Origin of the sequence: Aerococcus sp. 1KP-2016, assembly GCF_002252085.1 — a bacterium.
GTDB lineage: Bacteria > Bacillota > Bacilli > Lactobacillales > Aerococcaceae > Aerococcus.
The window spans coordinates 15,305-26,968 of the sequence record NZ_NEEY01000012.1 but is presented as its reverse complement, the minus strand read 5'-3'; the positions used below and the strand labels follow the sequence as shown (position 1 = coordinate 26,968).

Sequence of the window (11,664 nt, the reverse complement as noted above, 5' to 3'; positions counted from 1 at the left end):
GTGACCTATATAGGAAAATAGGCCACCATTATCCAACCTTGTGACTTATTTAGGAAAATAGGCCTCTCAACAACCAATCCTGTGACCTATATGAGTTAAATAAGTCACAGCCAAAAGGAGCACAACCCTACATGATATATTTTAGGGCAATCAAAAAAGAGACCGGGATTTTCCCGGTCTCTTCGTCGTGCCTATCTTATAGTCCAGCTAAGGCTTGGTCTAAATGATGTGCTACTTTTTCTTTTCCTAATACTTCAATTGTTAATCCAATTGAAGGACCGTGTTGTTCACCTGATGTGGCTACACGGATTGGCATGTATAGGTTTTTACCTTTGATCCCTGTTTCTTTTTGAACAGCTTTGATAGCAGCCATGATGTTTTCTTCAGTGAAATCTGCTTCAGCAATTTCAGCTAATTTTGCTTGGAAAGCAGTTAATACTTCCTTCACGCCTTCGCCTTCAAGTACAGCTTTGGCTTCGTCAGCGATAGATAATTCATCTTGGAAGAACATGTCTGACAATTCAACGATTTCAGCTGCATAAGACATTTCGTCTTTATACAATGATACCAATTTTTCTATCCATGCTAATTCTTCTGCTGATGGATTTTCAGATACACGACCAGCTTTTTGTAGATGTTGGATTGCTAAGGCAGCAACTGATTCTGCATCTGCAGCTTTCATGTAACGGTTGTTGATCCATTCTAGTTTCTTGTTATCGAAAGCAGCTGGTGATTTACTCAAACGTTTTGTATCAAAGATTTCGATTAATTCGTCATGAGAGAAGATTTCTTCTTCACCTTTTGGCGACCATCCTAATAAGGTAATAAAGTTGAACATTGCGTCTGGTAAGTAACCAAGATCACGGTATTGTTCAATAAATTGTAGGATTGATTCGTCACGTTTAGATAATTTCTTACCAGTTTCAGAGTTGGTAATCAATGTCATATGGCCGAATGTTGGACGTTCGAAACCTAATGCATCGTAAATCATCAATTGTTTTGGTGTGTTGGCAATATGGTCGTCACCACGTAATACATGTGAGATTTCCATCAAGTGGTCGTCTACTACAACGGCAAAGTTGTATGTTGGCATACCGTCTTGTTTACGGATAACGAAGTCCCCTGAAATGGCTGCAGATTCAAATGAGATTTCACCTTTCACCATATCATCAAACGTATAGGTTGTGTTTTCAGGTACGCGGAAACGGATGGTTTCTGGACGGCCTTCAGCACGCGCTGCTTCGATATCTGCTTGAGAACGGTCACGCCATTTGCCGATGTAACGAGGTGTTTCACCGTTAGCAACTTGGGCTTCGTGTTCTGCTTCGATTTCTTCAGAAGTATCGAAAGCGTAGTAAGCTAGACCTTTTTCTAGTAACTCATCAAGGTAGCGATCATAAATGTCTTTACGTTCTGATTGACGGTATGGGCCGTATTCGCCTGGCTTGTCTGGACCTTCATTCCATTCAATTCCTAACCAAGTTAGGTTTTCTAATTGGCTTTTTTCTCCATCTTCAATATTACGTTTCGTATCTGTATCTTCAATACGGATAATGAATTCCCCATCGTTGTGACGAGCGAATAAGTAGTTGAACAAGGCCGTACGAGCATTCCCAATATGTAAATGACCAGTTGGACTTGGCGCATAACGTACGCGAACTTTATCTGACATTATATTTTCTCCTTTTTATTGTAAGCATTCAATTAAAATAGGTTGGCAGAATTTACCAACCTATTTCTTCATCGTTATTATTATATAACTAGTCAGCTATTTTGGCAAAGACCATGCGTCCCGCATTGGTTTGAATAGCTGAAGTAATCTCCACACGTAGGCTTTCATCGATGTGATGTTTTCCTTCTTCGACAACGATCATGGTACCATCATCCATATAGGCCACACCTTGTTGGCGTTCAGTTCCTGCTTTGACAATATGCACTGTCAGCATTTCACCTGGAATCACGACTGATTTAAGCGAATTTGCTAATTCATTGATGTTTAAGACCTTAATCTTATGGAATTGACTGACCTTATTTAAATTGTAATCATTTGTGACAACTACGCCATTGACCACTTTGGCTAAAAGCAGCAATTTCAAGTCAACTTCAGATTCATCTTCGAAATCACCTGCATAGAAATCAACTGTGACATCATCCAACGCTTGTATTTGGTTCAAAATATCTAATCCTCGACGACCACGGACACGTTTGACCGAATCCGCAGAGTCTGCGATATATTGCAACTCTTTCAAAACGAAGTTTGGCACCACGATGACACCTTCGATAAAGCCGGCTTTCAACACGTCAAGAATACGGCCGTCAATGATGACAGATGTATCCAAGATTTTGTAGGGTTGGTAGTCGTCCACAGCGGCTGGCTTCATGGCTAGCAATGCTTCGGTATAGCGGTCTTGCGTGCTCACTTCGGCTGTAGCCGTCCCTGTTTCCACGGCTGTTGCTTGCGGATCGACTGTACTTTTCCCATCAGTCACTTCGGTACGTCTCACTTGTGGTAAGCGGGTCGCCAGGTCCATAATTTCTGCACTCTTATTGGAAAAGATGTAAAAACCAGATAGGCCAAGGACGATTGTTACGATGATTGGCAAGACGTTTGAAATAAATGGCCACCCTATGGCTACTAACGGAATGTTAATTAACCATGCTAGGACTAGTCCTAAAATAACACCTAGACCTGAAATAATCACTTTTTCAATTGAAAGTTTACGTAAATCTTTCTCCACATTGCGTATAGATCGAAGTAACAACGGTTGTATTAACCAGTAAATAAGATAAAGAATAATTGCACCAAGCACAAGGTTAACTATCGGATTGTAGAAAACTTGAATGTTAATGTTTAACAAACGCCAAATGAATGGCAATAGGTAATAACCTAATGAACTACCGAGTATAACTACGATTACTCTAGACACAATTTTCCAAAATCTATCGTTCATGTATTTCACCTCCTCAAATAAAATCACAAGATTGTTAAGCGGTTTCTTTCGGAAATTACCGCATTTTAAGTATACACTTTTTTACAATCTTTACACAATCATATACGAAAAAGACAATTTCTGCATCCCATTTTACCATTAAAATTTAATCTTAAGTTTTTCATTAGATTAGTTTTGCCGTGGGAATGGCATCCTTCATATATTACATGTCAAAATATTGAAAAGAGGCTAGGACAAAAGATTAAAACCATAGATTTTTCGTCCTTACAGTGTACGTTCCTATTGAGCTGTGGGATCATTGAAAGCCAAGGTCTTTCAATTTGAATCGAGCCAAGGTCTCGAATTCATCCTCGTTCACGTCTAAGGAACTACACTTTCAGTCCTTAAACCTGTTCCCATGATATATTTCAATCAAAATTTATAAGGATTTTTCAAAGTAAAAGGCGTACACAACTCTGTTTAAGAATTGTGTACGCCTTTTTAGAGGCCTTTTGTCCCAGCCTCTTATTTTTTATCTTGGGAAGACGGAGTTGAGCACTTCACTCACCGTAGTCACCCCAACAATTTTGATTTTTTCTTTACCTGTTAGACCTGACATGGCATTTTTAGGGATAAAAATGCGTTCAAAGCCTAATTTTTCTGCTTCTTGGACACGTTCCGCAATCCGGGTAACACGACGGATTTCACCCGTCAGACCAATTTCACCGACAAAGCAATCGGTTGGTTTTGTTTCCTTTTCGCGGTAACTTGAGGCAATGGCGACGGCGATGGCCAAGTCGATTGCGGGCTCATCTAATTTCACGCCACCTGTTGATTTCAAGTAGGCGTCTTGATTTTGTAACATTAGGCCGGCACGTTTTTCAAGGACAGCCATAATCAAGGATACCCGTGAGTAATCTAGGCCACTGGCTGTACGCCGCGCATTTCCAAAGGATGTTGGTGTCAGTAAAGCCTGGATTTCGGTTAGGATTGGACGGGTACCTTCCATAGAAGCGACGACCGCTGACCCATTGGCACCGGCTAGTCGCTCTTCTAAGAATAATTCGGACGGATTCGTTACTTCGTGTAGGCCGTCCTGTTGCATGTCAAAGACGCCGATTTCGTTGGTGGAACCAAAACGGTTCTTCACGGCACGTAGGATTCTAAAGGTGTCATGTTTTTCCCCTTCAAAATAAAGAACGGTGTCCACCATATGTTCCAAGATTCTTGGTCCAGCGATGTTCCCTTCTTTGGTTACGTGGCCGACGATAAAGATACCAATGTTGTTTGATTTCGCGATTTTCATTAGCTCGGCGGTTGTTTGGCGGACTTGTCCGACTGAACCGGCCGTTGTAGTGGCATCTTCATGGGTCATGGTTTGAATGGAGTCGATGACGACAAAGCGCGGTTTTAAGTCGTAAATGACGTCTTGAATAGCGGCCATGTCGGTTTCGGCATAGACGTAGAAGTCTGCACCGGCAAAGCCTAGGCGATCTGCCCGTAGCTTGATTTGGTGCATAGATTCTTCCCCTGAGACATAGAGTACGGGCCCGGCACTTTTATGCAGTTCGGCCGATACTTGGAGCATCAAGGTTGATTTACCAATCCCCGGGTCACCCCCGATAAGGACGAGTGAACCTTGGACCACGCCCCCACCCAATACGCGATTAAGTTCACCCATTTGTGTTTGTACACGTGGCGTTTCTTCGCCCTTGACTTGATCTAGTTTGGTTGGTTTCATGCGACTTGAGGCATGTCCAGTATGACTAGCTTCGGGATGGGCGATGGTTTTGCCGTATACACGTTCTTCTTCCATTTGATTCCAAGCGCCACAATTGGGACATTTGCCGTAAAATTGAACACTTTCATAACCACATGCCTGACAGACGTATTTGGTACTAGCTTTTTTTGCCATGGCTTTGGCTCCTTTCTAAGACTTTTCGACTACTTACCTGATGAACCAAAGCCACCTGAACGGACTTGATCCAAGGGTTGATCATCTGAAGTCGTTAAGAATGAAAGGAAGATACCTTGCGCAATACGTTCCCCTTTTTTGATGTGGACGTCGTGCAAGCCAAAGTTCACCAACTGTACAAATAAATGCCCTTCGTTGCCTTCGTTGTTGTAGTAATCTGCGTCCACAATCCCCACGCCATTTGGTAGGGAAAGACCGCGTTTTAAGGGGTTTGAAGACCGACATGTTAATTGTAGGTATTCATTCTCACCCATAAACGCTTTTAGACCCGTTGGTACAAGCACTGGTTTCATGGCAGATTCGTCTGCCTCACTAGCAACATTTAGATGGGCAATGTCCTTTAAGACATATTTCACCCCTGTTTTCCACATTGCTGGTACGACTATATCTTCAGCCGCTGCGATATCATAGCCGGCTGACATGGTTGTGGAACGTCTTGGTAATTGGATTTCTTGATCTGTTTGGTAGGCTGAAATTACTTCAAAGCCTCGTTTTGCTTGGTTTGTCATTACTATTTCCACCCCTTACTCTCGATACATTATATTTCACTGACCTATTGTACCATTGATGGCGTGATTTCTAAATGCAGAGGTTTCTGTCTACGGTGGGCTTATTTCTGAACCATGTCCCTGCTATTGAATTGGCAACCAGCGTAGAAAACATTCATTTTTATACGTTTTCTGCGGGCACTTCTGCTTCGTCAGCTGGTACTTCTTCTGGCGCATCGACTTCGCTCGTTTCTGCGTCCGCCACTTCTGCCACTTCTTCTGTCACTTCTTCTGTCACTTCTGGTTCATGGTAGTTCGCATCTTCAAAGGCTTCATCGTTGTCTGCTTCACCTTCAATATGTTCCGCATCCTCTTTATTAATCCAAACGGACATTGATCCTGAATGGACCTTAAACACACCAGTACCATCTTCTTCAATTCTTACTGAACCTTGGATTTCACCCATTGCGTCAATCCACTCTTCGCCAGCGTGTAGTTCACCAACGTACATACGTTTCTTAGCATGGTTACCGTTTGTAGCGATGAAAGCTAGACCATTTGGATGTTCATCATCACCAGTACGGGTGTATCCAATACAGTTTTTGTGATCAAAATAATCATGTTGGTCACCGTAAGCATTCTCACGTCTTAAGGCTAACAAGGTATCTAAGGTTTCACGGAAGCCTTTGAAATGGATACTTTCGATACCATAGTAGTCACCATAGAAGATGGTTGGTAAACCAGATTTATTCAATAGAATAATGGCGTAGGCAATTGGTTTAAACCATTCATCTACCCAAGATTCTAAGGCTTGACCCGGTTGCGAATCATGGTTGTCCACAAAAGTGACGGCCATATTTGGACGACCTTGTAATAGTGAACCTTCTAATAATGACCCCATGTCAAATTGATCCCATGAAGATGCTGCTTTTTTGAAACGATGGTGTAATGCCACATCAAATAAATCGATTTGATAATCGGTTTCTTCAAGATAGTCGAATAAGACACCTTGGTTACTTTGCCAGTATTCACCAATCACATAGATATCCGGATGAGTTTCACGCAAAGCCGTAATAAATTTATCGATGAAAGAAAATTCGATATGTTTTAAGGCATCCATTCTAAAGCCATTCAAATTGAAATTGTCTAAATACCAATTCCCCCATTTGATGACTTCTTCTTGGACATGGGGATTACTGTAATCGATATCCGCAAACATTAGGTAATCAAAGTTACCATTTTCTGAGTCCACTTCTTCGTTATCAGCCAACCCTTGTTCTCACCTTTAATCATGAAAATGCCCGATTCACCCGTTTTGTTATCGAAATCAGTACCTGAGAAACAGTTGAAGTCCCAAATGAAATCAGAGTATTTACCTTGACGACCGGGGAAAGTAAATTTGGTCCAGCCTTCAATGTCACGGGCTTCGCCTATTTTTTCTTGACGGTTGTTTGGATTTACAGGATAGGCTTGGAAGATTTCAGTTTCGTCTGCCCCACCCTTATGGTTTAAAACAGCATCCGCTAAAGCCCAAATACCGTGTGCTTGTAATGCATCAATGGCTGCTTGATACTCTTCCCTTGTTCCGTATTTGGTACGAACAGTCCCTTTTTGATCGAATTCTCCGATGTCGAATAGGTCGTATGCACCATAACCAACATCACCACTTGATTGCCCCTTAGTTGCTGGTGGCATCCAGATATGGGAAATCCCAATCTCTGCTAAGTGTTCTGCATCTTCCGCTAAATGTTGCCATAACTTACCGTCATCCGGCAGGTCCCATTCAAAATATTGCATTAATACGCCGTTCATTACCATCGAAAGCCCTTCTTTCATGAATTCAATTTTTATGAAGCTTTATTGTTTATATTATAATCATAAGGTTATTATACCCACTCTTTGAAACGTTTCGCAATCCTGGGCTTCTATTTCCTTACTTGGCTGGGCGTGCCAAGCATATATACACCGCTACTAGTAGTTGACGGGTAAATGGTCGTAAAAGGCGGGTGGCTTCGTATAATATATACGCAATTTTGTCCTATTTGCGCCGTGAATTTTTCATCATATTTGTGACCCCTTACAATTCCGTGAAATAAAGGGGAATTTTCCTTGAATATTCGGCGAAAAGCCTTTAATTATTTCCTCATTTTATATAGAATAAGAGTAATAAGATTTATCAGGTACGATCACCTTTGGCGTATATCGCCATAAATTTCCCTAAACCTTCGAAATACGATTAAAAATTCTAATAAAAGGGTGCTATACATGCGAAAATTTATTACATTTATCTTCATAGCAAGTGTTTTGCTATTGATTGGTAGCCACGTGGAGGCGAGTGAGTCTTCTACGGATCTCGGTTTAGCTGTTGGGCAAACACTAAATGAGACCGAATCTTACAAACAAACGACTGTCATCCAACAATTTGAGACGGCTGCGCCCGATACCACGCGCGATACCGTAATGGCCAATCTTTCTTATGCTTCGATTGAAGATTTTTCTGGTAAGATTATTGAAAAGACAAATGATGCTAGCCAAAAACAGGCTGAGTCTATTTTGCAAGTGGAGACTGAAAATCAACAAACGGCTTACAAACAAGATGATCAAGACTGGCGACAGTCGCTGACGAATGATTCTTTCCTTGGTCAGTTACAAGTGCTTTCGCTGGATCAGATTTCGGATTTACTGACTTTTCTTGATGCGACCGGTGAATGGAAGGGTAGTTTAACTGACCAAACGTTGACCTTCCAAGGCGCGGATGAAAATCTAACCAACTTGTTGAACCAAGTGGTGAGCGACCCCTATAATGCGGGAGCTAACCATGCTGTTTCGATTACCGTGGATCGTCAAAGTAAAACCATTACGGCCATTGATTGGCAAGTGACGGGGACAAGTCGTATTGATAATCAAGCGATTACCACAGACCTTTCAGTCAAATTGACAAGCAAGTAGTCGTTTTGCCCCTTGACCTTGGACATCTCTAGTAATTTCTAGCACATGAATAAAGGAGTTTTTATGAGTCGTTATACTGTGGGTATTATTTTTGCCCTTTTATGTATTGCTGTTAATATTTATATCATTTGGAAGGGGCAAACCCCTGACGGCATGACTGCCGCCCAACAAGCGCGCTTAAAATTAATTGGTGGCGTTCTTTTACTATTGGCCTTTATCGCCCTTACTTTTGGCCCACAACTAGGCTTGCAGTAAATCGTTTCATCAACATCTACAAGACACGAAAAACCACTAACCATTCCGAGACATATGTTTCGGTTTGGCTAGTGGTTATTTTTTTACCCTAAATTATAGGCTACGCTTAATATCAAATGTTTGGTTTGATGCTTCAATCTTTTGTTTATTACCGAAGACAACTAAGTTATCCGCATCTAAGGCTTCTTGAATGGTTTCTTTGTAAGCAACTAGGTCAGAAAGTTTGGTATCCAAGGCTTCAGATAGGCTTTCATCAACCATTTCATGGGTCAAGCCCTTGAAGTAGCGCGTAGACAACAAGCTGTTGACATTAGCCGGCGCTAAAGGCGCATGGAAAGCTGACATCGAACCAATAATCAATTGATCCAAATCCTCTTGGGTTAAGTGAGAATCAGCAAGGAAATCTGGCATTGCTTGGTAGACATCCACAGTCTTGTCCACGTTTGGATCGCGGTAAGAATACGTCGTGATATCCCCAGAAGACGTGATGGAAATACCCGCACCGTATGCGCCCCCCTTGGCTCTAATATTTTCGTGTAAATAATCTTTCGACAAGATTGAACCAATAATCATCGCCTTACCGTTGAAGGTTTTCGGATCCACTTGTCCTCCCACAGATACGTATTGGACATTACCATTTGTTAAAATAGCTTCGTGTCCATGACCCGGCAAGTCAAAGTGGATGCTAGTAGCATCGATATTGTCGACGGTATTTGCACCGTCAACAAAGGCATTAACTTGGTCAAGTAAAATCGTTTTATCTTCTGCATCCGCCGTTAGGAAAACTGTCAATTGACGTGGATCCCATAATTTCGCATTCACCGCTTCAACGCGGGCGGTAAATTCGTCGCCTCGTTCATCAAAGTGTTCAATCAAATCTGCTAAATGATCGTAGAAACCAAGACCAGAAATCGTTTCTGCGTATTTTGAAGCTTGCGAATATTTGGCACGCAAACGTGAAATCGCCACCGTATGGCCAGAATTTTCGTAACCTTGGCTCATATTTGATTTCGTACGTTGTAAGATATTTAAAATACGGGCTTTATCAGAGAAGTCTGTATTTTTTTGTGTGTCTTGCAATAGTTCAAAACCACGTTGACTATTGTCACCAATGGCCGCAAATGACGCAAATATGGTTGGCACATATTGATTGGTAGCAAATTCCTTAACGAAGGTCTTTGGTCGCATGATGATACCTGAAGTGGTTTTCATCGTTTCAATATCCATTTGCTCATATGTCATGTTGCTCGTATTTAATAGCCCTGCCAACACAGCGACATAATTCACATATGGTAAATCTTCCACTGGTAAGTGGTCAATTTGATAAGCCAATTGTACATAGCGAATGCCAGAAGCATCTTGTTCGTGGAAGCGAACAACTACACCATGATTTGCTGCCAGTGTTTCTTCAGGAATAAGCGCCGTTTTGCGTGGTACATCTGATAGGGCCAATTTCGGCAAACTCGCGCGCGCTTCTTCTGTATCTGGCGTATCTTGATAGGTTCGTAAGGCTTCATTTGTCGCAATCAAATCTGCCATTTCTTGGTCAGACATGGCTGCCTTTTCACTAGCCAAGGCTTCTGCTAAGGCTTTGTCCTTTTCATCGAATAAGCCCACTTTTGGTTGGTAAACGGCGATGAGTTTGGTCGATGGATCCAGCAAGTTTTCCTTGATCCAATTTTCGTAAAAATCGGTATCCAATTTCGCACGTAAATCATCAAAGTATTTAGAGAAATTCAAAGCTTCTGTCACGTCAACACCGTAGCGCCAAGACATGGTCATTTGAATTTCGTAGGTAATCCCCTTCATGGCACCGCCTGCTTGACGCGCTGCAAATTCGCGTGTGTTAATCACAGCTTCTAGTAAGTCACGGTTAATGCCCTTGTTTGCTTGCTCAACAAGGGTTTCTTGAATCACTTCAAGGGCTTTTTCTTTATTGGCTGGATTGAATTGTTTTAACACAAAACCAAAATCGACAAAATAGCCGTCTGAACCTAAAGCTTCCACTTCTTCAGATAAACCAGCCGCAATTAGGGCTTGGCGGATTGGGGCAGCTTCAGTTTCAATCAAGGCTTCGCTCATCAAATTGGCAACGTAATTATTGGCAATATCCGCTGAATTTCCGGCAGGCATACCGTACACAAGATATGAATCTGTTTCGACAGTCTTACGTTCATCAGCATCATAGTAGCCTACATATTCGGTCGTACCTGGTTTAACTGCAGGTAAATCATAGTCAACGGTTTTGCCACTAGCTTTAAATTCACTAAAGAAATCCCCATCGATTTGCGCTAAGGCACGGTCGATATCAATATCGCCATATAAATATGCTAGGGCGTTATCCGGACGATATAAATCTGTATGGAATTGCTTGAAGTTCTCCCATGTTAGGTTTGGAATATCATAGGGATAACCACCTGATTCGTGGGCATAGGTAGATTCAGGGTGTAAATTGGCAATGACATCTTGCATGATAATACGTTCCGCATCTGAATACGCACCACGCATCTCATTGTAGACTACCCCGTTGTAAATTAGGTCGTCATCTTTATCAAATAACTCTTTATGCCAACCCTCTTGACGGAAAATATTTTCCTCACTCGTCATACGTGGGAAGAAAACGGCATCCAAATAGACATCTGTCAAATGATGGAAATCTTCTTCATTCATAGAAGAAACCGGATAGATGGTCATATCTGAAAACGTCATGGCATTTAGAAAAGTACTCATTGATGTCTTCAACATGGTCATAAATGGATCCTTAGCTGGATATTTACGCGAACCAGATAAGACTGAATGCTCTACAATATGGGCTACCCCCGTCGAATCCTTTGGTGGCGTTTTAAAACCAATACCAAACGTGCGGTTTTGGTCATCATTTTCCACCCAAACCACTTGGCCCCCAGATTGAGGATGGTTGAACGTGTGCACATGGGCATTCGCATCATGAATAAATTGGCTATCAGTTAAGGTGAAACCATGTAATTGGTCCCCTACTTTCAAGGATTGTGTCATATTTTGTACTCCTTCATCATGTAATCATATTAGTACCATTTTAACAGGTTTT

At 41.8% G+C, this 11,664-nt stretch carries 7 protein-coding genes and 1 pseudogene; 2 read left to right on the top strand and 6 right to left on the bottom strand.

All coding sequences use genetic code 11. The features are described 5' to 3' along the window. Positions 1–196 precede the first annotated feature (196 nt). From gltX to B9P78_RS03895, 5 genes and pseudogenes are all read right to left on the bottom strand, one after another. Complete coding sequence (gltX, locus tag B9P78_RS03915; protein ID WP_094518228.1) at positions 197–1,672, bottom strand: glutamate--tRNA ligase; 1,476 nt, start codon at positions 1,670–1,672, stop codon at positions 197–199. Between the two features lie 88 nt (positions 1,673–1,760). Next, the gene (locus B9P78_RS03910; protein WP_094518227.1) at positions 1,761–2,951 is read right to left on the bottom strand and encodes a PIN/TRAM domain-containing protein; all 1,191 of its coding nucleotides are present in this window, start codon (positions 2,949–2,951) and stop codon (positions 1,761–1,763) included. Between the two features lie 511 nt (positions 2,952–3,462). Next, positions 3,463–4,845 carry a DNA repair protein RadA gene (gene radA / locus B9P78_RS03905; protein ID WP_094518226.1) on the bottom strand — a complete coding sequence of 461 codons (1,383 nt, stop codon included), beginning with the start codon at positions 4,843–4,845 and terminating at the stop codon, positions 3,463–3,465. Positions 4,846–4,874: 29 nt separating this feature from the next. Beyond that, complete coding sequence (locus B9P78_RS03900; RefSeq protein ID WP_094518225.1) at positions 4,875–5,414, bottom strand: hypothetical protein; 540 nt, start codon at positions 5,412–5,414, stop codon at positions 4,875–4,877. A 160-nt stretch (positions 5,415–5,574) separates the two neighbouring features. Next, positions 5,575–7,211 (bottom strand): annotated as a pseudogene (locus tag B9P78_RS03895) (alpha-amylase). Between the two features lie 447 nt (positions 7,212–7,658). Here B9P78_RS03895 and B9P78_RS03890 point away from each other — a divergent pair. Together B9P78_RS03890 and B9P78_RS03885 are read left to right on the top strand one after the other, a co-directional pair. Continuing rightward, positions 7,659–8,342 (top strand): hypothetical protein, encoded by a 684-nt coding sequence (locus tag B9P78_RS03890; protein ID WP_094518224.1) that lies wholly within the window; start codon positions 7,659–7,661, stop codon positions 8,340–8,342. Between the two features lie 63 nt (positions 8,343–8,405). Beyond that, positions 8,406–8,597 carry a hypothetical protein gene (locus tag B9P78_RS03885; protein WP_094518223.1) on the top strand — a complete coding sequence of 64 codons (192 nt, stop codon included), beginning with the start codon at positions 8,406–8,408 and terminating at the stop codon, positions 8,595–8,597. 93 nt (positions 8,598–8,690) lie between these two features. Here B9P78_RS03885 and B9P78_RS03880 read toward each other — a convergent pair whose 3' ends face one another. Beyond that, positions 8,691–11,612, bottom strand: a complete 2,922-nt coding sequence (locus B9P78_RS03880) for an insulinase family protein (RefSeq protein ID WP_094518222.1) — start codon at positions 11,610–11,612, stop codon at positions 8,691–8,693. Positions 11,613–11,664 lie beyond the last annotated feature (52 nt).